Source organism: Mesorhizobium sp. M0166 (genome assembly GCF_040322255.1).
Lineage (GTDB): Bacteria > Pseudomonadota > Alphaproteobacteria > Rhizobiales > Rhizobiaceae > Mesorhizobium.
In genome coordinates, this window is record NZ_JAMYTD010000048.1 from 7501 (window position 1) to 34254 (window position 26754).

The following is a 26754-nucleotide window of genomic DNA, read 5'->3' on the forward strand; positions in this document are numbered from 1 at the left end:
TCAGGCTATACCGGCGAGGATGCCACCGGCATGGCCGAGGCGATCGCCAAATTGCTGAATGCCACGGCCCTCAAGGCAGGAACCGTGCTGCGCGTTGGGCTCGAGGTCCATGGCGACGCCGCCAAGATCGTTCGCACCAGCGTTTATGACAGGACCCAGCACATCGTCACCATCGCGCTCGACGACCATGACCAGTACGTGCCGGCGCAGGAGCCGGAGCCGAATCCCGAATTGCTGACGGCGTTCGACGATTCGCCTGCGCCCGTAGTGCGCGGCAATCTGCCGAATGTCTATGACGGCATCTACCGCACCGCCTATTCCTACGGCATGTCCAAGGCGATGACGCAACGGCTGATCAAGTTGCTGGCATCCAGTGTCGACTTTCAGTCGCGCCTCAATCCTACGGACCGCATCGAGGTGCTGTTCTCGCAGCCCGATGGCGACGACCAGGCGTCCGACGAATCCGAGCTGCTTTACGTCTCCGCGACTTTCGGCGGCACGACGCGAAATTTCTACCGTTTCCAGATGCAGGACGGCAGCACCGACTACTTCGACGAAAACGGCAGCAGCGCCGAGCAGTTTCTGCTGCGCAATCCCTTGCCCAATGGCCGGTTTACGTCCGGGTTCGGTGCCAGGCGTCACCCCATTTTGGGGTATGTGAAAATGCACACCGGCACCGACTGGGCAGCTCCCGTGGGATCGCCGATCATTGCCGCGGGCAACGGCGTCGTCGAAAAGGCCGGCTGGGCCGGCGGCTATGGCAAGCAGATCATCTTGCGTCACGCCAATGGCTACGAGACGTCCTACAATCACCAGAGCGCCTTTGCCAAAGGCATCGAGCCGGGTGTTCGCGTTCGCCAGGGTCAGGTTATCGGCTATCTCGGCTCAACCGGCCTCTCCACCGGTCCGCATCTTCATTACGAACTGATCGTCAACGGCACCAAGGTCGATTCGATGCGCGTCCGCCTGCCGGTCGGCAAGACGCTGAAGGGCGACGACCTCGTCGCCTTCAAGCGCGAGCGGGAACGCATCGACGACCTGCTCAAGCAGGAAGACAGCAATCAATTGAAGGTCGCGAGCGCCAAGATCGAAGGCTGAGCCGACGTTTTTCGTCGTCAGCCCTGCTGATTCGCCGTGTCGCGCGCCCATGGCAGCCGCTCGCCCGAAACCGTCGTCCACGCAGTGATTGCCGAAAGCAGGCAAAGCAGCGCGGTCACTGCGGCAACGGCGGCGAATGCCGCGTCGCTGGCGGCAAGTCGCGCCGCATCGAGGCCGGGCGCCAGGCCGGCTGGCGGCGGTTCGCCGAAACCCGGAATGCCGGAGCCGGCACCGGTGCCGAGCACGCCAGCGTAAACCCAGGCCGCCAGCGATCCCATCGCCGCCACGGCGATCAGGCCGCCGATGCGCGAAACGGCGTTGTTGATGCCCGAGGCCGCACCCGTATCCTTGTCCTCGACCGCCGTCATGATGGCGGTCGACAGCGGCGATACCACCAGCGCCATGCCGAACCCCATCAACGCCATCAGCGGGAATACCCCCAGCCAGAAATTGTGGATGCCCCAATAGGCCAGCAAGGCAAGTCCGGCAAAGGCAAGAGCCACAACCAGACTGCCGCTGGCGATCGGAAAGCGAGGCCCGATGCGGTCGGACCACTGGCCGACCGGTCCGGACAACAGTGCGATCAGTGCCGACAACGGCAGGAATATGAAGCCGACCTCGGCCGCGCTCAGCCCCCATCCGGCGATCATGAGCATCGGCAGATAGAACAGATTGGCCGACAGCGCGAAATAAAGGAAGAAGGTCGCCACATTGGCGCCCGCGAACGCGCCGATCCGAAACAGCGACAGATCGATCATCGGCTCGCGCCGCCGGCGCTCGAAGACGATGAACATGACGAGCAAAACTGCACCGGCGACAATACTCGGGCCGGACATCAGCCCCTCCCCGTCGCCGCTCATCGAGGTCAGGCCGTAAGCGAGAGCTCCGAACGCCAATATGGCGAGTGCAGCCCCGCCGAGATCGAGGCTGCGCTTTTCCGCCGGCGCGTCGGCAGGGACCTTGGCCAGCAGAAGATAGATCGAGATAAGACCGAGCGGCAGATTGATGGCGAAGATCGCCCGCCAGATGCCGTCGCCGAACGCTGACAGCACGAAGCCGCCCAGCACCGGGCCGAGCGCCGTCGTCAGTGCCGATGCCGCGGCCCAGATGCCGATCGCCCGGCCGCGTTCCTTTTTCGGATACGCTTTGGCGATAATGGCCAGGCTGCCCGGCACCATGATGGCCGCTCCGACACCCTGGATAGCCCGAAATGCAATCAGCACTGCCGGGTTAGGCGCCAGCGCACAGGCAAGCGAGGCGGCAATGAACAGGACGATGCCGGCGACGAAAGAGTGGCGCAGGCCGAAGCGATCGCCGGCGGCGCCGCCGACGAGAATGAGGGCTGAAAGCGTCAATGCATAGGCATTGGAAATCCATTGTGCCTCGGCGAGGCTGGCGCCGAGGTCGACGCGGATCGCCGGCGTCGCAATGGCCAGGACCGACCCGTCGATGAAGCCGAGCGCGGAAGCCAGGATCGCGGCGATCAGCACGAACCGCCGCTGTGCCTGCGGACAGAACGTATCGGCGGGAAGCGAGCCGGTCAGGGGAACGGCGCCGGTACCGACTTTGGTTGGCGTGTGCATGCCGCCTTACCTAGATCGCCGGCGCGCCGGCGACAACCGGCCAGCACGGTGTTCTCGTTGAAACCAGGCCAACCTGGCCATACAGGCAGGATCACGGCGCTCCGGGTGCAAACGACAGATGCCGTGCTAAGCTTCTCGCAGCGCCACGGACAAGGGGGGAAATACCGCATGAAACGACCGCTCGAACCCTCGGCGGAAGGGCGCGGGCGCGTCGTCGGCATCACCGACGGCGTGTTCGCCATCGCGCTCACCCTGATCGTTCTCGAGATCAGGGTGCCGGCGCATGAAACGGTGCATTCCGAACGCGAGTTGATCACCGCGATCACAGCACTGGCACCGCGCTTCCTGACCTATGCGCTCAGCTTCCTGACGCTGACCATCTTCTGGTTCGGCCAGCAGGCGCAACACGGGCTGATCGCAAAATCCGACCGGCGGCTTGCCACGCTGAACCTCTGCTTCCTCGGCTTCATCGCCTTGCTGCCGTTCTCGACCGACCTTCTCGCCGACTTCCTCGAATTCAGGACTGCGGTGATCGTCTACTGGCTCAATCTTTTGATGCTCGGCCTGACGCTGCTCGCCAGTTGGCGCTATGCGGACAAGAACGGATTTCTGGCCGAAGGTGTCGACGCGGAGACCACCCGAACGGTCTATCTGCGCATCGTCAAGGCACAGATCCTGTGGGCCGTCGGCGCGACACTGTGCCTGATCAGCCCGTTGCTCAGCGTCGGCTTTATCCTGGTGATGCAGTTGATCTATGCCGCAGCGCTGCACGCGCCACTGCTGCGCAAGGTCATCGGGTGATTCGAGCGAAGGCGTTGCGCTTTACTCGACGAACTCCACGATAACGCCGGGCGTCACGATCTTGGCCAGCTCGCGCGCATCCCAATTGGTCAGCCGCACGCAGCCATGGCTCTCAGTCTTGCCGATCTTTGACGGATCCGGCGTGCCGTGAATGCCGTAGGTCGGCTTGTCCAGCGCAATCCAGACCGAGCCGACCGGGCCGTTCGGCCCCGGCGGGATGGTCAGGATCCTGTCGTTTTCGCCCTGCTTGAAATTGATGTTCGGGTTGTAAGTGTAGTTCGGGTCCAGCGCGACACGCGACACCGTATGCGTGCCGGACGGCGACGGCGTGTCCGACGAGCCGATAGTCGCCGGATAGGCTGCGACCAGCTTGCCCGCCGCATCATAGGCGCGGACCTGCTTGTTGGCCTTGTCGGCGATGATGCGCGCCACCGGCGTCGCCACCAGCCTCCCGAAATTGGCGACCTTGATGATGGTGCCTGGACGATTGAAATTGGCCTCCGGATTGAGCGATTTCAGATAGGCCTCGTCCATGTGGAAGCGCTCGGCCAGCGCTTCGGGCACCGACGTGTAGCCCATGCGATCGAGCTGGGCCTTTTGGCTGTAGTCCTCCGGTATCGATGCGACATAGGGACCGGCCGCATCCTCGGGCGTGATCGTATAGGAGGCGAAGGCATCGCCGCCGGATTGCGCCAGGGCGGCCTGGATGCCGATCGCGTCGGTCGACTTCAGATTGCTGCCGGTGATCTCATTATAGGCGGCGAGCGCCTTGTCGACATTCGAGCCGAACCGTCCGTCGATGACGCCGGGCGACGCACCGGCACGGTCGAGCAGCACCTGCAGCGCCGCCACGTCCTCGCGGGCGCCGAGCGCAAGCGACGGGTCGACCGCCGTCTTGCCGCCAGTGTTTGGCGGCGAGGCTGTGTCTGGCGGCAAGGCCGCCTGCTCGTTCGGCACTGTCGGCTCGACCGGCTCGATCGAGGCCTCGTTGAGCGGCTGGCGCTCGATGGTGCGCGGCTTCACCGGCTGCGCTGCCTCCGGATAATCGTTGCCGTAGCCGTCATCCGGTGGCGCTTCGGGGAACGCTTCCACCGAATTGTCGCCATTAAGATCGTAGTCGTCGGCCGGCGGCACGATGATCCTGCCCTCGTCTTCCAACTGCCTGCGGCGGTAGCGCGCCATGTCCTGCGGGTCGTCGAGATAATAGCGGTCGTCCTCGACCGGTCCGAGATTGCGCAAGCGCTCACGGCGCAAGGCACGGCGGTCGAGCCTGGTCTGCGGCGGCTGGATGGCGACAACCTTGCCGGTCTCCGCATCGACGATGACGCGGTTTCCCCTGGCGTCGTAGTAGATATCGAGATTGCCGTTCTGGGCGATCAGAACGCCGCCCGTATCGGCAGCGCGAACAACCCCCGGTACGGTGTCCGCCAGCGGTGAGGCCATCGCATTAGACGCCAGCAGCCCGGCAGCAAGCGCTGAAAGGGTGAAGATGGTGCGCAACATGGTGGCCAAGATTCTCCGGTCCGTAAATGCCGCCGTCGGCGTTGTCCCCTCAGAGCGCCGCGCGTCCTTTCGGACGCGCAAGGTCGCTCCAACACCTGAATCTCCGCACGTGCTTTCCGAACATCGAATTCGATCTTCGGGCCGATGCGGCAGGCGAACCCCTTCGACGGCAAATCAGTTGTCAACCATAAGGTTCCAATATGAACCGGGCATGAAGATGGCGGATTTCTGACCGATCAGACGACAGTGAGCCCCAACTCCTTGCGCGCCTGCTTCGTCAGCTTCAGCGCCACAAGACGGTGGCTTTCGCGCAGATAATCCTTCAGCGCCTCATCATCCATGCTTTCGCTTGTCCGGCGCTGGATCCATTTCATGCCGCGCGAGGCGAGATACGGCGCCGGCCGAAGGCCCGGCTGTTCCCTCAGCACATCATAGGCGATATCGGAGCATTTGAAGGTGACGAACGGCTCCTTGCCTTCACTCCAGCCGCCGATTGCGAAGACTTTGCCGCCGACTTTCCAGACATGGGCGCCGCCCCACTGCACGACATGGGTCGTCGAAGGCAGCGAGGCGCAGAAACTGTTGTAGTCGTCCAACGTCATCTGCGCCCCGCCAGTGGTGTAGGACCATGAACCAAAGGTCGGCTTAGCAAAAAGCGGATGCCGATTTTTCGGAAAAGATCATGGTCAAGATTGAAGATAGGAATTCCATCCCGATTCCATCGGGATGGAACAGGTCTTAGCTTGAACTCAGGCGGCCGCCTCGGTTGCCACGACTGCGGGCTTCGAGCGGAAGTTCAAGCGGTCGGATCCAGCGGTGACCTTGACGGTCGAGCCATCGAGGATCTCGCCGAGCAGGATCTTTTCCGCCAGCGGGTCCTGCAATTCCTTCTGCATCACCCGCTTCAGCGGCCGCGCGCCATAGGCCGGGTCGTAACCCTTGGCCGCCAGCCAGTCGATCGCCTCCTGATCGAGCGAAAGCGATATCTTGCGGTCGACAAGCAGGTTTTCCAGCCGCTTGAGCTGGATTTGGACGATCTGGCCCATATCCTGGCGGCGCAGCCGGTGGAACAGGATCACCTCGTCGATGCGGTTGAGGAATTCCGGCCGGAACGAAGCCCTGACGACATTCATCACCTCGTCGCGCACGACGTCGACATCCTGGTCCTCGCTAAGATTGACCAGATATTCGGCGCCGAGATTGGACGTCATGATGATCAGCGTATTGCGGAAGTCGACAGTGCGGCCCTGCCCGTCGGTCAGCCGGCCGTCGTCGAGCACCTGCAGCAGCACGTTGAAGACGTCCGGATGCGCCTTTTCGATCTCGTCGAACAGCACGACCTGATAGGGCCGGCGCCGTACCGCTTCGGTCAGCGCGCCGCCTTCCTCATAGCCGACATAGCCGGGAGGCGCGCCGATCAGCCGGGCGACCGAGTGCTTCTCCATGAACTCCGACATGTCGATACGCACCATGGCGCTCTCGTCGTCGAACAGGAAGCTGGCCAGCGCCTTGGTCAATTCGGTCTTGCCGACGCCCGTCGGCCCGAGGAACATGAACGAGCCGAGCGGCCGGTTCGGATCCTGCAGGCCGGCGCGCGCACGGCGTACGGCTTTCGACACTGCCTGCACCGCCTCGCCCTGGCCGACGACTCGCTTGCCGATCTCGTCTTCCATGCGCAACAGCTTGTCGCGCTCGCCTTCCAGCATCTTGTCGACCGGGATCCCCGTCCAGCGCGAGACGATATGGGCGACGTGGTCGGGGCCGACCACTTCCTCGACCATGCCGGCCTTGCCATCCCTGGCTTCGGCCTGCTGCAGCTGCTTTTCGAGTTCCGGGATCTTGCCATAGGCAAGTTCGCCGGCGCGCTGGAATTCGCCCTTGCGCTGGGCAATGGCAAGTTCGTTGCGCGTCTCGTCGAGCTGCTTCTTGAGGTCGGCGGCAAGCCCGAGCTTCTGCTTCTCGGCCTGCCATTTCGAGGTCAGCTCGGTCGATTCCTCCTCGAGGTTCGAGAGTTCCTTCTCGAGCCGGGCGAGCCGGTCCTTCGAGGCATCGTCCTTCTCGACCTTGAGCGCCTCGCGCTCGATCTTGAGCTGCATGATGCGGCGGTCGATCTCGTCCAGCGCCTCGGGCTTCGAATCGACTTGCATGCGGAGCCGCGACGCGGCCTCGTCGACGAGGTCGATCGCCTTGTCCGGCAGGAAGCGGTCAGCGATGTAGCGGTTGGACAGGGTTGCGGCCGCGACCAGTGCCGAATCCGAGATGCGCACCTTGTGGTGCTGCTCGTATTTCTCTTTCAGGCCGCGCAGGATCGAGACGGTGTCTTCGACCGTCGGCTCATTGACGAAGACCGGCTGGAAGCGGCGGGCAAGGGCCGCATCCTTCTCGACATGCTTGCGGTATTCGTCGAGCGTGGTGGCGCCGACGCAGTGCAGTTCACCGCGGGCCAGCGCCGGCTTCAGCAAGTTCGACGCATCCATGGCGCCATCCGCCTTGCCGGCGCCGACGAGCGTGTGCATCTCGTCGATGAACAGGATGATGCCGCCGGCCGCAGACGTGACTTCGGAAAGCACCGCCTTCAGCCGCTCCTCGAACTCGCCGCGGTATTTGGCGCCGGCGATCAGCGAGCCCATGTCGAGCGCCATCAGTTGCTTGTCCTTGAGTGATTCCGGCACGTCGCCATTGACGATGCGCAGCGCCAGCCCTTCGGCGATCGCCGTCTTGCCGACGCCGGGTTCGCCGATCAGCACCGGGTTGTTTTTGGTGCGACGCGACAGCACCTGGATGGTGCGGCGGATTTCGTCATCACGGCCGATGACCGGATCGAGCTTGCCCGCGCGAGCGTCGGCCGTCAGGTCGCGCGCATATTTCTTCAGCGCGTCGTAGCCCTGCTCGGCGCTCGCCGAATCGGCGGTGCGACCTTTGCGTACGTCGTTGATGACCTGGTTCAGCGCCTGCGGCGTGACACCCGCCTTTGACAGGATGTCGGCGGTCTTGGCCGATTTTTCCATGGCCAGCGCCTGCAATAGCCGTTCGACGGTGACGAAGCTGTCACCGGCCTTCTTGGCCAGTTCCTCGGCGGTCGAAAACACCTTTGCCAGCGGCTGCGCCAGATAGAGCTGGCCATTGCCGCCCTCGACCTTGGGCATTGCCTCCAGTGCCGTCTCAACGCCGAGCTTGACGTCACGGACATTGCCGCCGGCGCGCTCGATCAGCGACGCAGCGAGGCCTTCGTCGTCATCGACAAGGACCTTAAGGATATGTTCGGGGGTGAATTGCTGGTGATTGCGGGAAAGCGCCATGGTTTGCGCGGACTGGATAAAGCCGCGCACACGCTCGGAATATTTTTCAAGATTCATGCCTGTCTCCTTCCGTCACCGGCCCGCTTCGCGGCACCGGATCAGATTGCGGTGACGGACCCGCCCGTTCGAGCCGGATCCTGTTCACGCAAGATATGGGACGCAAACCACGGACCCTCAAGACGCCTCGACACTGGCGGACGCATAATATCGCGAGCGCACAAAACAAAACGGCGGAGATTTCTCTCCGCCGTCCAGGGTAAAGGATGCGCTAAGGTCGGCTGAACGTTTTTTCGATCAATTCTCGACGTCTGCGATCACAGCTTGACCGCCGGGGCCTTCAGCCGGCGCTGCATCGACATTCCCAGCGTCGGTATTGCCAGTCTCGGTATTGCCAGTCTCGGCATTGCCCGTCTTGGCATTGCTTGTCTCGGCACTCTCAGGGCCGGCGTTGTCGTTGCCGCCATTTGCCTGTTCGACATCGAGGCGCGGGCGACGCGGACGCCTGGGGCGGCGGGCCGGGCTGTTTTCGGCAGCGGCTTCGTTGAGCTCGGCCTGGGCGGCGAGACCCGCCGGCGAAAAATTGTCGAATTGCGGTGCGGGCTCACCCACAAAGTCCGGTTCAGCGGCCGGTACGGGCTCCGCCTGCGCCGGCGTCTCGTCGCGCCGTGGCTGTTCGATGCGCTGGCCACCCTGCTCGCCGCGCGCGCCATACTCGCCGCGCTGGCCGTTCTGGCCGTAACCGCCGTTGGGACGACGGTCGCGGTGGCGTCCGCCATTGTTGTCGCGGCCGTCACGGTTGTCGCGACCGCCCCGATTGTCGCGGCTGTTTTCCTGGTTCAGCGCCAGTTCGGCCGGCGTGCCATCGATGACCGGCTGCGGGCCGGCCCCGTGATTGACGGTCGAACCCGACGTCTCGTTGGCATTGTTGTTGCCGGCATTGTCGAACTCGTCGCGATCCTCGTCGCCATCATCGTCGAAATCGTCGCGATTCTGCTGGGCGTTCTGGATCGGCATCTGCGCCTGAGCGGCTGCGATGATGCGGTTATAGTGTTCTGCATGCTGGAGATAGTTTTCCGCCATCACCCGGTCGCCGGAGCTTTGCGCGTCACGGGCAAGGGTTGCGTACTTCTCGGCAATCTGCTGAGCCGATCCGCGGATCTTCACGTCCGGGCCGTTGCTCTCGTAGTTGCGCGTCAGGGGATTCGGCCCCTTACGATTGTTGTTGTTATTGTTGTTGCCGCCGCCGCCATTGTTGTTGCGACCGCGCATGCGCCTGTTTTGCTGTTGTGGCCTCATTAGACTCTCTTCACTTTGAAATTTTCGAAAAACTCTTCACGAACGGAGGCGCTCATGCGGCCAGCCGTTTCGTTCCTTCACCGGCGTTCGCCCGCATCAATTGCGTTGGCGCCACGTGCCATCCTGTTCCGGTTACTTCACTTGCCGGACGATTCCCGCACGAAGCTTGGGCGTCGTTTGCGCAAGAAGGCAGCTATTTCCAAGGAAAACCGAATCGCTAAGAGCACTGCCTGCTTCGTCTCATCCGGTTATGGCGACCCTAGCCGCATTCCCCGGTATTGCCAAGCGCTTTTTTCGCACTGCATCACGGCTTCCACCGTTCGAACACAAGAACTCTGTCGATTCCGCCGAGATCACGAAACGCCCCGACCGAACGGTACCCGGCCGCGGAGAATATCTCCGTAACCTGTTGGTGCTGCGTATGGCCGATCTCGACCGCAATCCTGCCTTGGAGTTCCAAATACGCTGCCGCTCCTGCGGCGATCTTCCTGTAGGGGCTCAGACCGTCCACGCCGCCATCGAGGGCCTGGCGTGGATCGAAACCGCGGACCTCGTCCTGCAGATTTCCAATGTCGTCTGAAGGTATATAGGGAGGGTTTGCGACAATTACATGGTACCGGCCAGAAACTTTTTCAAACCAGTCGGATTTGAGCGCCGTGAACCGGCCGGCGAGCCCCAATTCCCCGGCATTACGCATGGCTGTGGCCAGCGCCTCCTGCGAAACGTCGACGCCGGTGGCGGTCGCGGCCGGAACGGCGCTGAGCAGCGCCAGCGCGATGGCACCGGTGCCGGTCCCTAGATCGAGGATGCGGCAGCCGCCTTCGCGAGCCGCCATTGCTTTGACGAAGGGCAGTATAGCCTCGACCAGCGTTTCGGTATCCGGCCGCGGCTCCAGCGTTTGCGGCGAAAGCGACAGGCGCAAGCCGTAGAATTCGCGATAGCCGAGGATCCGGTGTACCGGCTCGCCGGCGATGCGCCGTCGCAAGGCGGCTTCGATTACCGCCGTCACGTCCGCATCGACCGCGTGCCCGGGATCGGCGATGGCCTGCGTGCGACTGGTGCCGGAAAGATGCTCGACGATCAGCCTGGCGTCGAGCGCCGGATCCGCAACCCCGGCTGCGGTGAGCCGGTTTCGCGCCTCCCGCAGCAGCGGCGCCAGCGTGGCGGGCAGGCTGTCAGCCATCGATGCCGATATCGGCGAGCAGCTTCGACTGGTGATCGGCGATCAGCGCGTCGACGATCTCGTCGAGCTCGCCCATCATCACCCGGTCAAGCTTGTAGAGCGTCAGGTTGATGCGATGGTCGGTGACGCGACCCTGCGGAAAATTATAGGTGCGGATGCGTTCCGATCGGTCGCCCGAGCCGACCTGCGACTTGCGCGATTCGGAGCGTTCCTCGTCCGCCTTGCTGCGCTCGAGATCATAGAGCCTGGCGCGCAGGATCTGCATGGCCTTCGCCCGGTTCTGGTGCTGCGATTTTTCCGCCTGCACCACCATGATGCCGGTCGGCAGATGGGTGATGCGCACGGCCGAATCGGTGGTGTTGACATGCTGGCCGCCGGAACCCGAGGCGCGCATCGTGTCGATGCGGATATCTTCTGCCCTGATCTCGATATCGACCTCTTCGGCTTCCGGCAGCACCGCGACAGTCGCCGCCGAGGTATGGATGCGTCCGCCCGCCTCGGTCGTCGGCACGCGCTGCACCCGGTGCACGCCGGATTCAAACTTCAGATGGGCAAAGACGCCCTTACCCGAAACGGTGGCGATGATTTCCTTGTAGCCGCCGACCTCACCCTCGCTGGCCGACACCGTCTCGAAACGCCAGCCATGCGCCGCGGCATAGCGCTCGTACATGCGAAACAGGTCGCCGGCGAAAAGCGCCGCCTCGTCACCGCCGGTGCCGGCGCGGATTTCGAGGATGGCGTTCTTGTCGTCGGCGGCATCCTTGGGCAACAGCAGGATCTGGATGTCCTTCTGCAGCGCCTCGATTCGATGCTTGACCTCCGGCAGGTCGGCCTCGGCCAAGGCGCGCATCTCGGCGTCGGTGCCCTTGTCGGCGAGCATCGCCTCCAGATCGGCCTGTTCGCGCTCCGCGGCGCGCAGTGCCCTGATCTTTGCCGCCATCTCCTGGATGTCGGCATATTCGGAGGCCATTCTGACATAGGCGTCCGGCGCCGGCCCGGCCGACATCTGCGCTTCGAGCATGTCGAAACGCTTGACGACTTGATCCATACGGTCGCGGGGGAGGTTGATCATGGCGAAGTCTATAGCGGTATAGAGCGGTCGTCGGCAAAGGCTTGCAGCAGCGCCCGCATCGGCAGGCCATGCGCCGGCGCCATCAGATTGTCGTCGAAGAACGCTTCCAACTCGCTGAGCGGCAGTTCCGTCAGCATCGCCTTGACCGGGCCGATCGATGCCGGCGACATCGAGATCGAGCGGTAGCCAAGGCCGATCAGCGCCATCGCCGAAATCGGCTTGCCGGCAAGTTCGCCGCACAGGGTCACCGGCGTATGGTTGCGCGCCCCGGCGTCGGCAATCTGCTTCAGGACGCGCAGGAACGGCGTCGAGAGCGGGTCGAAGCGGTCGGACAATTGGGTGTTGCCGCGATCCACCGCCATGACGAACTGGAACAGGTCGTTCGAGCCGACCGAGACGAAATCGACCGCCTTCATCAGTTCATCGAGCTGGAACAGCAGCGACGGCACCTCCAGCATCGCCCCGAGCTTGAGGCTGGTCGGCAAATGATGGGCAAAACGCGACAGATGCCGCACCTCGCGATCGATGATCTCGCGCGCCTGCGCGATCTCGCCGAGTTCGGTCACCATTGGCAGCATCAGCTTCAGTTCGCGTCCACCGCACGCCTTGAGCAGCGCGCGAATCTGGGTGCGCAGCAATCCGGGCCGGTCGAGCGTCAGGCGGATGGCGCGCCAGCCGAGCGCCGGATTCTCTTCCTGGATCGAGCCCTTGAAATAGGGCAGCACCTTATCGCCGCCGATATCGATGGTGCGGAACGTCACCGGCTTGCCGCGTGCCGCTTCGAGCACGTCACGATAGAGCCGCTCCTGGGCTTCGGCGCGCGGAAAGGTCGAGGCGACCATGAATTGCAGCTCGGTGCGGAACAGGCCGATGCCGGCCGCGCCCGCTTCGGCCAGTTGCGGCAGATCGACCGCCAGCCCGGCATTCATCAGAAGATCGACCTGGACACCGTCCTTGGTCACTGACGGCTTCTTGCGCAGTTCGCGGTAGACCTCCTGCCGCCGCGCCCTGAAGCGCACTTTCTCGGCATAGGCCGCCTCGAGGTCGGGCTGCGGGCGCAGATGGATCGCGCCTTCCTCGCCGTCGACGATGATGGCATCGCCGTTTTCCGCCATGGAAACGGCGCCCTTCATCTGGCCGGCGACGGGTATGCCCATGGCCCGCGCCACGATGACGACATGGCTGGTCGCGGCGCCGTCCTCCAGCACCAGCCCGCGCAGCTTGTCCCTGGGATAATCGAGCAGCTCGGCAGCCCCCATGGAGCGGGCGACGATGATGGCGTCCTTGGGCAGCGAAGCCGCGACGTCCTCCGGACCGCGCCCCATAAGCTGCCGCAGCAGCCGATTGGCGAGATCGTCGAAATCGCTCATTCGTTCGCGCAGGTATGGATCGGTCATGTGCAGCATGCGGGCACGCATGTCGCTCTGCACCTTTTCGACCGCCGCTTCGGCCGTCAGGCCGTTGCGGATCGCCTCCTCGAGCCGGCGCACCCAGCCGCGGTCGTTGGCGAACATGCGATAGGCTTCGAGCACCTGGCGATGCTCGCCCTCGAAGGCGACGTCGCGGCGCTCCAGCATGTCGTCGATAGAGAGCCTGAGCGAGCCGAGGGACGCGTCGAGCCGCCTGACCTCTTCCTCGCTGTCCTCGTTGAACAGATTGGTGACGACGATGCGCGGCTCGTGCAGCACCACATGGCCGAGCCCGACGCCTTCGTTGAAGGATAGGCCGGTAAAGCTTACCGGGCGGCGCAAATCGAGCTCGAGACCGGGCCTTGTCAGCCGCTCCAGATCGCCGGTGGCGATCATCTCGGCGATCACCATCGCCGTCGTTTCCAGCGCCTCGACCTCGTCGTCGCGATAATGGCGCATGGTCTTGTTCTGCACGACCAGGACGCCGAGTGTCCGCCCTGCCCGCAGCACCGGCACGCCGAGGAAGGAATTGTATATCTCTTCCCCTGTCTCCGGCAGGTAGGCGAAGGCAGGATGCTCCTGCGCGTTGGAGAGGTTGAGCGGCCGCGCCGAGGCCGCGATCGTGCCGACCAGGCCTTGGCCCAGCCTGAGCTGCGCCAGGTGGACGGCGTTCGGGTTCAGGCCTTCGGTGGCGTAGAGTTCGAGCACCGAATCGGCGCGCAGAACATAAAGCGAGCAGACCTCGGCAACCATGTTGGAGGCGATGTCGCGCACGATTCGGTCAAGCCGCTCCTGCGGCTCCAGCGGCTCTTGCATGAGCTCGCGGAGCCGTTTCAGCAAAACGCGCGGGCCGCTGGCCGAATCACGCATCGCGGCTTCTTCTCCAATAGCGTTTCAACCGGTGCAGGTTGCCCTGCACAGCGGCACAAACGCAACAACTCAATTAGAGCGCCATCGTCCAATTGGACGCATAAAGGCCGCTCCAAGACTTTCGATCCGCTGCATCCTGCTTTCCGAGAATCGACTCCGATTTTCGGGCCGATGCAGTCGGCTACTGCTTATCCAGACCGTACACGGAATGCAAAGTGCGAACTGCTAGTTCCGTATAGGGACCGTCGATCAGGATCGAAATCTTGATTTCGGACGTTGTTATGGCGCGGATGTTGATCGTGCGGTCGGCAAGCGCCTTGAAGGCGGTGGCAGCGACGCCGGCATGGCTGCGCATGCCGATGCCGATGACAGAGACCTTCGACATGCCGGCTTCCGACTGCACCACATCGTAGCCGATCGTCGCCTTCAGCCGCTCGAGCACGGCAAGCGCCTTGTCGACGTCGCCGGATGGCACGGTGAAGGTCATGTCGGTGAACTTGCCGTCCTCGGAAATGTTCTGGACGATCATGTCGACGTTGATGTTGGCCTCGGCCAGCGGCCCGAAAATGCCGGCGGCGACGCCCGGCCGGTCGCCGACGCGGCGCAGTGAAATCTGCGCTTCGTCCTTGGCATAGGCAATTCCGGTGACGACCTGCTGTTCCACGATCTCTTCCTCGTCGCAAATAAGCGTTCCCGGCGGATTGAGCAAATCCCCCATTCCGGGTGCATCGGGATCGTCGAAGGACGACCGCACAAAGGTACGCACCCTGTGCACCATGGCAAGCTCGACCGAGCGCACCTGCAGGACCTTGGCCCCGAGCGAGGCCATTTCGAGCATTTCCTCGAAGGAAATCTTGGCCAGCCGCCGCGCCTTGGGCTCGATGCGCGGATCGGTCGTGTAGACCCCGTCGACGTCGGTGTAGATATCGCACCGGTCGGCGTTGACCGCCGCCGCGATGGCGACAGCGCTGGTATCAGAACCGCCGCGGCCGAGCGTTGCGATCCGGTTGTCCGGCCCGATGCCCTGGAAACCGGCGACCACCGCCACCTGGCCTTCGCCGAAGCGCTTGATCAGGAACGCGCCGTCGATATCGAGAATGCGCGCCGCACCATGCGCGTTGTCGGTCTTGATCGGGATCTGCCAACCTTGCCAGGAGCGGGCATGCACGCCGATATTCTGCAGCGCGATCGCCAGCAAGCCGGCGGTGACCTGCTCGCCGGACGCGACGACGGCGTCATATTCGCGCGCATCGTGCATCGGCGAGGCTTCGCGCGTCCACTGCACGAGTTCGTTGGTCTTGCCGGCCATCGCCGAGACCACAACGGCGACCTCATGGCCGGCATCGACCTCGCGTTTGACATGACGCGCCACATTGCGGATGCGGGCGATGTCGGCGACGGACGTTCCGCCGAATTTCATCACGATGCGCGCCATGGAAGCGAAATGCCTTTGACTGGATGCCGGACCGAAGGCCGAAGAGCGAAAAATGCGCCAAGCTGTGGCTGGGCGCTCAATGCGCGGCCTCCTTAGCCAAATGACAGTCGTTTCGCAAGGCGTGCCGCCGCTGCCGGCCGGGCGACACACCAGCGCAGCATCGGGCTTGCATACTTCTTGCCAAAATGACGCGCGCCTCAGCCCAGCTGTGCCGTGGCTCTCCACAGGCGCGGATAGTCGAGGACGAAACCGAGCGGCGAGATCTCCAGCATCTCATTGTAGCCGAACATCGGGGCGGCATAGGCGTAATGTGCCGCATCGACGCGCTGATAGCTCTGTTCCAGGCGCACGAGCCTGAGTTCGGGAAATGTCAGATAGGCTGCCGGGGCGGGCGTCGCCATGCCGACATCGAGGGCAAAACGGCGAAGCGCCACAAGGTTTGTGGCGGGCGTGAAGCCGAGATCGACATCGATGAGACCGCCGACTTCCGCTTGATGCTCGCCGTTCAGCGCCCATTGGCGCTCGGTCAGCCGATCGATCCTGTAATGCAGCTCTTGCGTGCCGAAAAAGCCGTCGGCGCGCGCCGATCGTGTATGCCAATCGGCGTCGCAGTCCACCTCGTAGGCGATGCTGCACGGCTTGCCGTCCTGGACGAAAAGCGCGTGTCCCCCGAGGTTCCACCCGGAACTCGCTTCCGACAGCAGGCAAGCGTCGTGGCCTTCCTGGTCAAGCCGGCGCCAAAGAATGGAAGCTACCGCCCGCATCGTTTTGCACTCCTTCGAACACGATGTCTCTGCTTCGCCCGCCAGAGCCTAGGTGTTTCCTTCCGGCACACCATCAACTGACACGTGCTGACACAAATGCAGCCGGCAAAAGGCGGCGCCGGCAGGCATCGCGCGCATCGCGCCGCCGGCGGTGAATTTCGCGCCTTGACATTCGCAGCCTCGCGCCCGACTTCCTAGCGTCCGAGGAGACCAAACCATGCCAGAGCCCCGACGATCGACGATCGATGCCGGAGAGGTGGAACGCTTTTCCGCCCTTGCCGCCGAATGGTGGAACCCGAACGGCAAGTTCCGCCCGCTGCATAAGTTCAACCCGATCCGGCTTGCCTATATCCGCGACCAGGTGGCGACCCGCTTCGGCCGCGATCCGCGTGCGGCACGGCCGTTCGAAGGCCTGCGCTTCCTCGACATAGGCTGCGGCGGCGGGCTGTTGTGCGAGCCGATGGCGCGGCTTGGCGCCGAAGTGGTCGGCGCCGATGCCTCAGTCACCAACATCGAAGTGGCCAAGCTGCATGCGGCGGAAGTCGGCGTGAGCGTTGATTACCGCGCCACGACCGCGGAAGATCTGGCCGACGCCGGCGAAAAATTCGACGTCATCCTCAACATGGAAGTGGTCGAGCATGTCGCCGATGTCGATCTGTTCCTGGCCAAATGCGGTGAGATGGTCAAGCCTGGCGGCATCATGTTCGTCGCCACTATCAACCGCACCCTGAAGGCCCTGGGCCTGGCCATCATCGGCGCCGAATATGTGCTGCGCTGGCTGCCCCGCGGCACCCACCAGTTCGGCAAGCTGGTGCGCCCCGAGGAACTCGAAAAAGCGCTTGCCGGCGCCGGCCTGACCGTCATCGACCGCACCGGGGTCACCTACAGCCCGCTCGCCGACCGCTGGCAGCGCTCGAAGGACATGGACGTCAACTACATGGTGCTGGCGGAGAAGGCATCCGTCTGAACCTTACGTCTTCTGGCCCCTATGTCTTCTGGCCCCTATGTCTTCTGGCCCCTATGTCTTCTGGCTTTGCGCCTTGGTGATGAACACGCCGGCGGTGATGATGACGGCACCGGCCCAGGTCAGCAATTGATAGCGCTCGTCGAGGAAGAGGGTCCCGGCAAACAGCCCGACCGCCGCCGCGACATAGCCGATCTGGCTGAGATAGACCGGGCCGCCGACCGCTTGCAGCCGGAAGAAGAATGCGAACATCGCCGAGGCTGATGCCACCTGTGCCGCAGCGACCAGCGGCACGCCGCCGAGCGAGCCGAATGCATTGCCGCCCAGCAGGACCAGAATGCCGGAAAACAGCATCAAGGCTGCTGCCAGATGACTGCCGACGGCAAGCTCGATCGGGCCGGTGCCTTCGGGCCAGTCGACGGTGCGGTAAATATTGCCGGCGGCGAGGCTGACCGGGATGAGCAGGCCCATCGCCACCCAGAAAAATTCGGCCGGCTGGCCCGCTTCGCCGCGCGTCACCGCCACCATGACTGCGCCGACGAAACCGACGGCAATGCCGACAACGCCCAGCATGGTCGGGCGCCTGACGCCGAGCAGCATCGAGAACACCAGCGTGACGACCGGCGACAGCGTGAACATGATGCCGCTGTAGCCGGCACCCAGATGCGGAATGGCTGAAAACATCAGCAGATTGGGGATTGCATAGGAGACGGCCGCGGTGACGAAGAAATAGCGCAGTCTGTGCGGCGTAAGCCGCATGCGCTTGCCGTTGAGCAGCAATGCGCACAAAAGCACGCCGCCGGCACCAAGCGAGATGACGAAGGCCCAGACCATGGCGGGCACGGCGGCCGCCGTCGCGATCTTGCCGAACGGCAGCGTCAGGCCGAGCAGTCCGCCGGTGACGACCAGAAGGCCAAGCGCCGAGTCCCAGAGAAATTTCATCGCACCGTCCCGTCGCCCGTCCGCGGCCCTTGGCCTACACCACAAGCTGAGGTAAGATAATATAAAGATTCTTTACATCAAGATACATAACGGTGAGAGACATGGATCGCGCGGCAAAAGCGATCGAGCAATGGAAAACGGAGCGGCCGGATCTCGATGTCTCGCCGATGGCCGTACTCGGGCGCCTCAGCGAGGCCGCCTCGCTGATCGCACGAGAGCGGCTGGCGCCGCTGTTTGCAAGTTACGGGCTGCAATCCGGAGAATTCGATGTGCTGGCGACGCTGCGTCGTTCCGGGCCGCCATACGCGCTGACACCGACGGCTCTCTACGAGGCGACAATGGTGACGTCGGGCGCGATGACCAACCGCCTCGATCGGCTCGAGAAATCCGGCCTGATCAAGCGCGGCCCGCATCCCGATGATCGCCGTGGCATTGTCGTGCAACTGACCGGGAAGGGCCTCGCTCTGATCGACGAGGCGGTTACCGCTCACGTCGCCAACGAGCACCAGATACTTTCTGGGTTAGCGCGCCCGGAGCAGATCATGCTCGCACGCCTGCTCGAAAAACTGATAGCGAGCCTGAACTAACCCAAACGGCAACCACCAGGACTCTGCGATCATTGCATTGGGAGTCGTAACTCCAGGGGAGTTTGCCGATGACAGAACATGCAGTCGTGATTGCCGGAGGAGGCCCGACGGGCCTAACCCTGGCAGGCGAGTTGGCGTTGGCAGGCATCGACGTAGCCATTGTCGAACGCCGCCCGAACCAAGAGCTTGCCGGTTCGCGTGCTGGCGGCCTGAGCTCACGCACTCTCGAAGTTTTCGATCAGCGCGGCATCGTGGACCGGTTCCTCGCGGAAGGACAAATAGCCCAAGTCACGGGATTCGCGGCGATGCGTTTAGACATCAGCGATTTTCCGACCCGCCACAACTACGGGCTGGCGCTGAGGCAGAAACACATTGAGCGCATTCTCGCTGGATGGGTCAGCGAGCTGGCAGTACAGACATATCGCGGCCGTGAATTAACGTGTTTCGTGCAGGACGACGCCGGCGTCACCATCGAATTGTCCGATGGAGCGTCGCTGCGGGCAAGCTATCTCGTCGGATGTGATGGAGGCCGCAGTCTGGTCCGCAAAGCTGCTGGCATTGAGTTTCGAGGATGGGATGCGACGACCAGCAGCATCCTCGCCGAGGCCGAGATGGCGGAGGAGCCGCCACTGGGCATTCATCGCACGGCACTTGGCATCCATGCCTTCGGCAGGGAAGAGTACGAAATTCGTGACGGCAAGGTCGTCTTTGCCGATAAAGGTCCCATAGGCGTCATGGTCACTGAAAAGAGTGTCGGCGCCACGACCGAGCCCACGCTGCGCGATCTCCGCGAAGCACTCGTCGCCGCATGCGGAACAGATTACGGAATCCATAGCCCAACTTGGATTTCCAGGTTCACGGACATGTCGCGGCAGGCGGCGGCTTACCGCAAGGGCCGGGTTCTCTTGGCGGGCGATGCCGCCCATGTGCATTCCCCGGTGGGCGGACAAGGCCTCAATACCGGTGTGCAGGATGCGGTGAACCTCGGTTGGAAGTTGGCCCAAGTGGTGAAAGGAACATCGCCTGAAGGCTTGCTCGACACTTATCACATCGAGCGGCATCCGATTGCGGCCCGCGTGTTGCGAACGACAATGGCACAGGTCGCATTGCAACGTACTGATGATCGCACTGAAGCCTTGCGTGAAATCGTATCAGAGCTCCTTGGGATGGAGGAGACTCGCAAACGGATCGCTGCCGAGATGTCCGGACTTGGTATCCATTACGACCTCGGCCAGGGGCATCCGCTGGTCGGCCGCCGCATGCCTGACCTCGACCTGGCCACGCCTGATGGTCCTATGCGCGTATTTGCGCTCCACCAAAATGCGCGGCCAGTGCTCTTGAATCTCGGTGCGCCGGGCAGCTTCGACGTCAAGCCGTGGTCAGACCGCATTAAGGTGGTTTACGCCAAATGTGACGATCCATGGGAGTTGCCTGGGCTAGGCTTGGTCTCCGCTCCAACCGCAGTTTTAATCCGACCCGATGGATATGTTGCTTGGGTAGGCGACAGGACGCAGGATGGTCTTCAAGACGCGATGAACACCTGGTTCGGGCCACCGGGCTAAAAGCCGCGAAAACCAGTTAGCTCTTGACCTGGTTGAATGGTCCCGAAATCAAACGGGTACCGACGGCAAAAAACTCAGATCCTGGCCGCCGAGCCTCGTTTGGGCCGACGAACAGCTCTGATCTTGCCGCTGTTTCCGCCGCCACAGAAAAACTGGTCGCCGCCATCGGATTCGAGCCCCGACACGCCTGTTCCCGGCGGCATATCGAGCTTCTCCAGGACCTTACCCGTTTCAGGATCGATCCGCCGGACATCGCTCTCCTCACCCTCCCAGGTGCCATGCCAAAGCTCGCCGTCGACCCAGCTGACCCCGGTAACGACGCGGTTGGAAACGATGGTGCGAAGGATTGCTCCTGTCTCGGGATCGACCTGATGAATCTTTCGGCCCCGGTGCTGCCCGACCCAGAGCGTTCCTTCGGCCCAGGCGAGCCCGGAATCACCGCCGTTGCCAGGAGCCGGGATCGACGCCAGCACCTGGCCATTCTTCGGATCGATCTTCTGGATGCGATCCTCCGCGATCTGATAGAGGTACTGGCCGTCGAAAGCCGTTCCGGCGTGTGCCGCGACATCGATCGAGCGCACCACTTTGCCGCTCGCCGGATCGAAGGCGTTCAATCTGTCGCCTGAGGCAAACCAGACATGCTCACCGTCGAAGGTAACGCCGTCCACGTGGTCGACACCCGGAAAGGGCCCATATTCTCGAAGGATTTCGGCTGCGGATCGTTCCATGATTCTATCCTAGTAGCCCGGCAGTGGGCCGGGGAGTAACAAGATTGTCGGGAAACCCGTCAGCGGCGGGGTCATCCAGCGACGCGCCCGGCCGCGGCCGAACGACTGCACCTTGCCGGCCTGGGCAAGCTGCTCGAGCGCCCGCTGCACGGTACGCGAACTGGCTCCAAGCGCAATCGCCAGGGCCGAACTCGACCACGACTCGCCGTCGGCGAGGAAGGCGAGCACTGCGGCATGCTCTTCTTCGACGGGCGGCGCCAGCACGACGACCTCACCTGCGCGGCGTGGCGCCAGCGCAAAGCCCCGCTTCGTCGCGCTCACATCGGCCAAGCTCCGAAGCTCCGCGCGAAGCCGCCCGGCTTCGACCCGTAACCGTGCGCGATGTGATTCGTCCGCGTCCTTTCCGCGAAAAGCGCGCGCAATAAGCGTCGATCTTGCCACGTCCCCCGGCCAGGCTTCGGCCAGCGCACGGGCCAGCGCGAACAGCACCGGGCGGGTCGCCAGCGAGACGACGGTATCTGCGACCCGCACGACATTGCGGCATGCATCCACCACGAGCGCCCCCGACGCCAGGAGGGCTTCGACTTCGTCGAGCAGGATCGGCCGTTCCTCGCCACGCACAACAAGGCGTGCGGCCGGCGTGTCCAGCACCAGCGATGCGCTCTCCACCTCCGCCATCAGCGCGGCGATGCCGGACGCGCGCGCCGCCCGCGCCGCCAGGCCAAGGGCGGCGCGCGCAGGGCCGGTCCGCAAGCGACGGATGGCGATGCCGGCGACAGCCAGCTCGTGAGCAGCCCGCGATGCCGGCGGCAGCGGCGAGGGATCGAAGCCGTCCAGCCTGCGCTCGGCTTCGTCGAGATGGCCAATCAGCAGCAAGCGCCGGACGTCGAGGTTGCGCGCATGCGCGGCGTTGACGCGGTCGCCATGCTTTTCAAGCGTCGCCCGCGCGGCGTCGAGTGCCTTGGCCGGCCAGGTAAGGTCGCGCGAGACGAGCGCGATCTCGGCCTCGGCGACGACACACCTCGCGCGGGCCACGGCCTCCCTCGGGCTGAATGCGTGCGCCGCCCTCTTGAGGAGAACCTTCGCCCGAACCAGGTCGCCAAGCTGCGCCATCGCGATGCCGCGCAGCGCCAGTGCCGGCGCATCGTCGCGCAGCGCAACCCGCTTCAAGGCGCCGAGCGGATCGCCCGCCGCAAGCGCATGCGCCGCGGCCGTGATTAGCGAGTCCATCGGAATCCCGTCACACTTGTCACTCCCATGGCGTCGACGTCCGGCGCTAAGTCCATCTCACCAACCAGTCGTATCGACAACGGCGACTGTAGCCAACCTGAGTTGCGGCGCGATTGTGCACTAGCTCGAACGCAACGATAAGCACTAGGAGAGACGCAATGAAGATCGAAGGTTCAACCATCCTGGTGACTGGAGCCAATCGGGGCATCGGTCGGGCACTGGTCGAGGAAGCCCTGAGCAGAGGCGTAAAGCGCGTCTATGCAGCAACCCGCCAAGCCATGGCCCACCCGGACCGGCGTGTGACGTCCCTGACCATGGATGTGACCAACGCTGCGCAGATCCGGGAGGCGGTCGAGAAGATCGATGCTCTCGACATCCTCATCAACAACGCCGGCGTATCGCCCTTCGACGACCTCAGCGACCGTCGTGTGCTCGAACAACAGCTCGCCGTCAACCTCTTCGGCTCGTACGACGTTACCCAGGCACTGCTGCCGTTGCTGGCCCGGTCGCGAGGAGCCATCGTCAACATTCTGTCGCTGGCCTCGATTGCCGCAGTGCCGTTCAGTCCGGCCTACTCAGTCTCGAAGGCGGCCTCGTTCTCGCTGTCGCAGTCGTTGCGCACGCTCCTGGCCGGACGGGGTGTCAGCGTCCACAGGGTCCTTCCCGGCCCGGTGGACACGGACATGACACGGGGCCTGGACATCGCGAAGGCCTCTCCGGAGTCTGTTGCGCGGGCGATCCTGGACGGAGTGGAGAACGGCGAAGAGGAAATCTTCCCCGATCCCATGTCGGAATCCCTGGCGGAGGGCTGGCGCAGCAGTGCGGTCAAGGCGCTTGAACGCCAGTTTGCAGCCTATGCGGAAGCAAGTCCGTCCAGTGAAGCAAGCCCGTCAGACAGTGGGTATGAAAGAAGCAGCGAAACGATTGCCCGCGAGGCCCATCCTTGCTGCTCGGCCTGAAACTGCAGACGCCTCTGCAGGGGCGGCAGCATCGCCGCCCCTCGGCGCCGCCCGACCTTCACGGCGCTGCCTGGCAAAGAGATGCCTCGCTATGTCCGGAGCAGGTTGACGGATCAGTTGCGATCGTCGGGGAAGCTTGGAATAGGCATGAACTCGACGCCGTCGTCGGCCAGGCTCTTGGCTTCCTCCAGCGTCGCCTCGCCATAAATGCCGCGCGGATCGCTCTCGCCAAAATGGATCTTGCGCGCTTCCTCGGCAAATTTGTCGCCGACATAATCGGCGTTCTCGCGCACCTTTTCGGCCAGCGCCTTGAGCTGCGCCAGCGCCTGCTTCTGGGCCTCGCCCATGGCGAGCGCAATCTTTTCTCGGCTGCGCCCGGTCGAGACGGCCGGCGCCATCAGCGCCTTCTCGATCTTGTGCGAGCCGCAGGTCGGGCAATCGACGAAGCCACGCTTCTTCTGCGTGTCGAAATCGTCGTTGCTGCGAAACCAGCCTTCGAATTCGTGCTCGTGCTCGCAGATCAGGGAAAAGCGGATCAAGAGGCGGCACCCCTGAGCGGCATTGCCTGCGCCGAACCGGCGTTTACGGCAAAATCGCGTGCGTTTTTGAGATTCGGTATCTTCTTGCGCGCGGCGACTGACTGCGCCGCGTCGATCTCGGCGACGATCACCGCCGGCTCGTCATGGGCAGCCTCGGCGATGATGCGGCCCCAGGGATCGACGATCAGCGAATGGCCATAGGTTTCGCGGCCGTCCTCGTGCACTCCGCCTTGCGCGGCGGCAACCACGTAGGCGCCGTTCTCGATGGCGCGCGCCCTGAGCAGCACATGCCAATGCGCTTCGCCGGTCTGGCGGGTGAAGGCGGCGGGCACCGAAAGCAGATCGGCGCCGGCCAGCGCCTCGGCACGGAACAGCTGCGGAAAGCGCAGATCGTAGCAGACGGCAAAGCCGAGCTTCGCGCCATCGATTTCGGCGACGACGGCCTCGGTGCCTGGCTCATAGGCGGCGGATTCGCGCCAGCTCTCGCCATTGTCGAGATCGACGTCGAACATGTGAATTTTGTCGTAGGTGGCAATCGTGGCGCCGTCCGGCCCGAACAGAAGGGCACGGTTGGCAAGCTTGCCGTCGGCGCGCAGAATAGCGGTCGAGCCGATATGCAGGAAGATGCCGAGCTCGCTGGCCAGCATCCGCGACGTCGAGACGACGATGTCCTTGTCTTCGGAGGTAAAGGAAGCGGCCCGCGCTTGGCTGTCGCGGATCAGCGCGCCGGTCATTTCCGGGGTCTGGACATAGGTCGCGCCAAGACCTGCCGCCTCGCGCACCAGCCGTTCCAGATCGACCGCATTGCGCTCCGGGCTGGTTCCCGAACGCATCTGGATCGCCGCCGCCTTGAAAGCACCCCCCGACTTGATGGCACCCATGGTCATGTCCTTATCTGGTCGAGCCGTTGGCGAGCAATCCGTCCAGCCGTCCTTCCGCCTCCAATTCGTGGAGATCGTCGGAGCCGCCGACATGCGTGTCGCCGATAAATATCTGCGGAAAGGTGGAGCGGCCGTGGGCCCGGGAAATCATTTCCCGGCGCAGTTCCGGCGAGAAGGAGGCGTCGTGCTCGGTATAGGCGACACCCTTCCTGTCGAGCAGCCGTTTGGCCGCGGTGCAATAGCCGCACATCATCCGCGTGTAGATCGTCACATCGACCATCGGTCAGCAACCCTGCCTCGTTCCGCTGTCATATAGGCTATATAGGCGCCGATTCGTCGGCCCGAAAGTCCCCCGGCAGCACGCGCGCGAAGGTCAGTACGTCGACCGCGCCGGCACCGCCCTTCTTCAATGCCCTGGCGACCGCGCGGACGGTGGCGCCGGTGGTGTAGACATCGTCGATCAACAGCACCCGGCGGCCGGCGATTTCGATCTCCGCCTCATCAGGCACTTTAAATGCGGCGCGAACATTTTCCTCGCGTTCCCGCCGCTCAAGCCCGACTTGCTGGCGCGTGAGTTTGACGCGCTTGATAGCTGATGGCGCGAAAGGCCGCTCCCCGAGCTGCGCCACCGCCCGCGCCAGTTCCGCCGACTGGTTGAACTGCCGCCGGAAGAAACGCCGCCAGTGCAGCGGCACCGGCACGACCACATCGGCCTCGGCGATGAGCTCGGCACCGGCGCGAAGCATCCAGCGCGCCATCCACGGCGCCAGATCGGTGCGGTCCTGGTACTTCAGCCCTTGCACCATCTGGCGGGCAACGCCGGAATAGGCAACCGCCGCCCGCGCGCGCTCGAACGGCGGCGGGTCGGCTATCGCCTCCGCCGACAGGAAACCCTCACCCATACTGTGGGTGAACGGCGTGCCCATCACCGGGCACCATGGCCGTTCCAGCAACCTGAGTTTCGGCCAGCAGGCGCCGGACAACACGCCGGGCTGCGAGACATGGCGGCGGCAGCCGGCACAGACCGGCGGGAACAAGAGGCGCGCTGGCCAGCCCAATGCCTTGCTGGCAATGCGCTTGGTCGCAATACGCTTGATCTCTGGCATGGGATCGGCCACGTGGTTGGTCCTCCGCATCACTATATCAGAGAGCGAAGCACAAGGACCTGTCCATTGCAGCCTGTAATCGACACCTCGCTCTGGCTGGCGCGCAAGCGCCGGGCACTGGCCCGTCCCATCGCCGGCGTGGATTTCCTCATGCGGCGGGCGGCCGAGGATCTTGCCGACCGGCTCGGCGCCGTCGAACGCAGCTTCGGCAAGGCGGCTTTGTTGTTTTGCCAGACGCCGGCAGCAGCAGAGGTGCTCGCCGAAAGCGGCAAGGTGACGGAAAACATGCGCGTCGAGGCCGACGCCGCTTTCCTGGGCGGCCAGCCAGGACTGTTGGCGCCGTTGGAAACCGTGCCATTCGAGCCGGAAAGCCTCGACCTAGCAGTCTCGCTGCTGTCGCTGCAAGCGATGAATGATATTCCAGGCATGCTGGTGCAGATCCGCCGAGCGTTGAAGCCGGACGGGCTTTTCCTCGGCGCCTTCGCCGGCACAGGCACGCTCTCCGAGCTGCGCGAAAGCCTGCTTGCCGCCGAGACCGAGCTCTATGGCGGCGCCAGCCCGCGTGTGATCCCGTTCACCGACGTCCGCGACGCCGGCGCGCTGCTGCAGCGCGCCGGCCTGGCACTGCCGGTTGCCGACGTCGAGACGATCACGGTGCGCTACGATTCGCTATTTGGCCTGATCGCCGACCTGCGCGCCATGGGCGAGACCAGCGCGCTTGTCGACCGCAGCAGGCGGCCGGGCACGCGAGCGTTGTTCGCGCGCGCCGCCGAAATCTATACGGAGCGGTTTTCGGATGCCGATGGCCGCGTCAGGGCGAGTTTCTCGGTGGTCTGGATGTCAGGCTGGGCCCCCGATGCCTCTCAGCAAAAGCCGCTGAAGCCGGGCTCCGCAAAAATATCGCTGAAGACAATCCTGGAAAACCCCGGTGGCCCCTGAGCGG

24 protein-coding genes (1 of these 24 only partly in view) are annotated in these 26754 nt (G+C 63.8%); 7 read left to right on the top strand and 17 right to left on the bottom strand.

What is annotated here, in order from left to right; translation table 11 throughout:
* Positions 1 to 1098: the 3' portion of a M23 family metallopeptidase gene (locus tag NKJ46_RS30200; RefSeq protein ID WP_352670276.1), read on the top strand. The gene continues 861 nt to the left of window position 1, outside the view; only the last 1098 of its 1959 coding nucleotides appear in the window; its start codon lies beyond the left edge, outside the window; it ends in the stop codon at positions 1096 to 1098.
* Positions 1099 to 1115: 17 nt separating this feature from the next.
* Here NKJ46_RS30200 and NKJ46_RS30205 read toward each other — a convergent pair whose 3' ends face one another.
* Positions 1116 to 2681, bottom strand: a complete 1566-nt coding sequence (locus tag NKJ46_RS30205; RefSeq protein WP_352670279.1) for an MFS transporter — start codon at positions 2679 to 2681, stop codon at positions 1116 to 1118.
* 168 nt (positions 2682 to 2849) lie between these two features.
* Here NKJ46_RS30205 and NKJ46_RS30210 point away from each other — a divergent pair, with 168 nt between their 5' ends.
* The gene (locus NKJ46_RS30210; RefSeq protein ID WP_352670282.1) at positions 2850 to 3482 is read left to right on the top strand and encodes a TMEM175 family protein; all 633 of its coding nucleotides are present in this window, start codon (positions 2850 to 2852) and stop codon (positions 3480 to 3482) included.
* A gap of 21 nt (positions 3483 to 3503) precedes the next feature.
* Here NKJ46_RS30210 and NKJ46_RS30215 read toward each other — a convergent pair whose 3' ends face one another.
* From NKJ46_RS30215 to NKJ46_RS30255, 9 genes are all read right to left on the bottom strand, one after another.
* Positions 3504 to 4985 (bottom strand): L,D-transpeptidase family protein, encoded by a 1482-nt coding sequence (locus NKJ46_RS30215; RefSeq protein ID WP_352670361.1) that lies wholly within the window; start codon positions 4983 to 4985, stop codon positions 3504 to 3506.
* 236 nt (positions 4986 to 5221) lie between these two features.
* On the bottom strand, positions 5222 to 5587 hold the full coding sequence (locus NKJ46_RS30220; RefSeq protein ID WP_352670285.1) for an MmcQ/YjbR family DNA-binding protein: 366 nt from the start codon (positions 5585 to 5587) through the stop codon (positions 5222 to 5224).
* Positions 5588 to 5734: 147 nt separating this feature from the next.
* Positions 5735 to 8341 carry an ATP-dependent chaperone ClpB gene (gene clpB / locus NKJ46_RS30225; RefSeq protein ID WP_352670287.1) on the bottom strand — a complete coding sequence of 869 codons (2607 nt, stop codon included), beginning with the start codon at positions 8339 to 8341 and terminating at the stop codon, positions 5735 to 5737.
* Positions 8342 to 8578: 237 nt separating this feature from the next.
* Complete coding sequence (locus NKJ46_RS30230; RefSeq protein ID WP_352670289.1) at positions 8579 to 9553, bottom strand: DUF4167 domain-containing protein; 975 nt, start codon at positions 9551 to 9553, stop codon at positions 8579 to 8581.
* A 331-nt stretch (positions 9554 to 9884) separates the two neighbouring features.
* Positions 9885 to 10763, bottom strand: coding sequence for a peptide chain release factor N(5)-glutamine methyltransferase (gene prmC / locus NKJ46_RS30235; RefSeq protein ID WP_352670292.1), 879 nt, complete (start codon positions 10761 to 10763; stop codon positions 9885 to 9887).
* The gene (prfA, locus tag NKJ46_RS30240; RefSeq protein WP_352670295.1) at positions 10756 to 11835 is read right to left on the bottom strand and encodes a peptide chain release factor 1; all 1080 of its coding nucleotides are present in this window, start codon (positions 11833 to 11835) and stop codon (positions 10756 to 10758) included. The genes prmC and prfA overlap by 8 nt, the downstream gene beginning before the upstream one ends.
* An 8-nt stretch (positions 11836 to 11843) precedes the next feature.
* On the bottom strand, positions 11844 to 14114 hold the full coding sequence (gene ptsP, locus NKJ46_RS30245) for a phosphoenolpyruvate--protein phosphotransferase (protein ID WP_292661374.1): 2271 nt from the start codon (positions 14112 to 14114) through the stop codon (positions 11844 to 11846).
* Positions 14115 to 14295: 181 nt separating this feature from the next.
* Positions 14296 to 15549 carry an aspartate kinase gene (locus tag NKJ46_RS30250; RefSeq protein ID WP_352670299.1) on the bottom strand — a complete coding sequence of 418 codons (1254 nt, stop codon included), beginning with the start codon at positions 15547 to 15549 and terminating at the stop codon, positions 14296 to 14298.
* Between the two features lie 197 nt (positions 15550 to 15746).
* Positions 15747 to 16313 (bottom strand): putative glycolipid-binding domain-containing protein, encoded by a 567-nt coding sequence (locus NKJ46_RS30255; RefSeq protein ID WP_352670302.1) that lies wholly within the window; start codon positions 16311 to 16313, stop codon positions 15747 to 15749.
* A 217-nt stretch (positions 16314 to 16530) separates the two neighbouring features.
* Between NKJ46_RS30255 and ubiG the strand changes: the two genes are divergently transcribed.
* Positions 16531 to 17280 carry a bifunctional 2-polyprenyl-6-hydroxyphenol methylase/3-demethylubiquinol 3-O-methyltransferase UbiG gene (gene ubiG / locus NKJ46_RS30260; protein WP_352670305.1) on the top strand — a complete coding sequence of 250 codons (750 nt, stop codon included), beginning with the start codon at positions 16531 to 16533 and terminating at the stop codon, positions 17278 to 17280.
* A 51-nt stretch (positions 17281 to 17331) separates the two neighbouring features.
* On the opposite strand, the gene NKJ46_RS30265 is transcribed toward ubiG, so the two are convergent.
* Entirely contained in the window at positions 17332 to 18219 is an 888-nt protein-coding gene (locus tag NKJ46_RS30265; RefSeq protein ID WP_352670308.1) for a DMT family transporter, read from the bottom strand.
* Between the two features lie 101 nt (positions 18220 to 18320).
* On the opposite strand from NKJ46_RS30265, the gene NKJ46_RS30270 reads away from it, so the two are divergent.
* Both NKJ46_RS30270 and NKJ46_RS30275 read left to right on the top strand, forming a co-directional pair.
* Positions 18321 to 18806, top strand: a complete 486-nt coding sequence (locus tag NKJ46_RS30270) for a MarR family winged helix-turn-helix transcriptional regulator (RefSeq protein WP_352670311.1) — start codon at positions 18321 to 18323, stop codon at positions 18804 to 18806.
* A gap of 68 nt (positions 18807 to 18874) precedes the next feature.
* Positions 18875 to 20368, top strand: a complete 1494-nt coding sequence (locus NKJ46_RS30275) for an FAD-dependent monooxygenase (protein ID WP_352670314.1) — start codon at positions 18875 to 18877, stop codon at positions 20366 to 20368.
* A gap of 74 nt (positions 20369 to 20442) precedes the next feature.
* Here the strand turns inward: NKJ46_RS30275 and NKJ46_RS30280 are convergent, their stop codons facing one another.
* Both NKJ46_RS30280 and NKJ46_RS30285 read right to left on the bottom strand, forming a co-directional pair.
* Positions 20443 to 21096 (bottom strand): Vgb family protein, encoded by a 654-nt coding sequence (locus tag NKJ46_RS30280; RefSeq protein WP_352491808.1) that lies wholly within the window; start codon positions 21094 to 21096, stop codon positions 20443 to 20445.
* A 9-nt stretch (positions 21097 to 21105) separates the two neighbouring features.
* Positions 21106 to 22326 carry a helix-turn-helix domain-containing protein gene (locus NKJ46_RS30285; protein WP_352670317.1) on the bottom strand — a complete coding sequence of 407 codons (1221 nt, stop codon included), beginning with the start codon at positions 22324 to 22326 and terminating at the stop codon, positions 21106 to 21108.
* Between the two features lie 158 nt (positions 22327 to 22484).
* Between NKJ46_RS30285 and NKJ46_RS30290 the strand changes: the two genes are divergently transcribed.
* Positions 22485 to 23285 carry an SDR family NAD(P)-dependent oxidoreductase gene (locus NKJ46_RS30290; protein WP_352670320.1) on the top strand — a complete coding sequence of 267 codons (801 nt, stop codon included), beginning with the start codon at positions 22485 to 22487 and terminating at the stop codon, positions 23283 to 23285.
* A 113-nt stretch (positions 23286 to 23398) separates the two neighbouring features.
* On the opposite strand, the gene NKJ46_RS30295 is transcribed toward NKJ46_RS30290, so the two are convergent.
* The 4 genes from NKJ46_RS30295 to NKJ46_RS30310 are packed head-to-tail and all read right to left on the bottom strand — an operon-like array spanning position 23399 to position 25823.
* On the bottom strand, positions 23399 to 23824 hold the full coding sequence (locus NKJ46_RS30295; protein ID WP_352670323.1) for a DUF1178 family protein: 426 nt from the start codon (positions 23822 to 23824) through the stop codon (positions 23399 to 23401).
* Complete coding sequence (locus NKJ46_RS30300) at positions 23821 to 24705, bottom strand: carbon-nitrogen hydrolase family protein (RefSeq protein ID WP_352670326.1); 885 nt, start codon at positions 24703 to 24705, stop codon at positions 23821 to 23823. Before NKJ46_RS30300 ends, NKJ46_RS30295 begins: the two co-directional genes overlap by 4 nt.
* A 10-nt stretch (positions 24706 to 24715) precedes the next feature.
* Positions 24716 to 24985, bottom strand: coding sequence for a glutaredoxin 3 (grxC, locus tag NKJ46_RS30305; protein ID WP_352670329.1), 270 nt, complete (start codon positions 24983 to 24985; stop codon positions 24716 to 24718).
* A gap of 37 nt (positions 24986 to 25022) precedes the next feature.
* Complete coding sequence (locus NKJ46_RS30310) at positions 25023 to 25823, bottom strand: ComF family protein (protein WP_352670332.1); 801 nt, start codon at positions 25821 to 25823, stop codon at positions 25023 to 25025.
* A 54-nt stretch (positions 25824 to 25877) separates the two neighbouring features.
* Between NKJ46_RS30310 and NKJ46_RS30315 the strand changes: the two genes are divergently transcribed.
* Positions 25878 to 26750: a methyltransferase domain-containing protein gene (locus NKJ46_RS30315; protein WP_352670335.1), complete on the top strand. Its 873-nt coding sequence runs from the start codon at positions 25878 to 25880 to the stop codon at positions 26748 to 26750.
* The last annotated feature ends 4 nt before the right edge of the window (positions 26751 to 26754 follow it).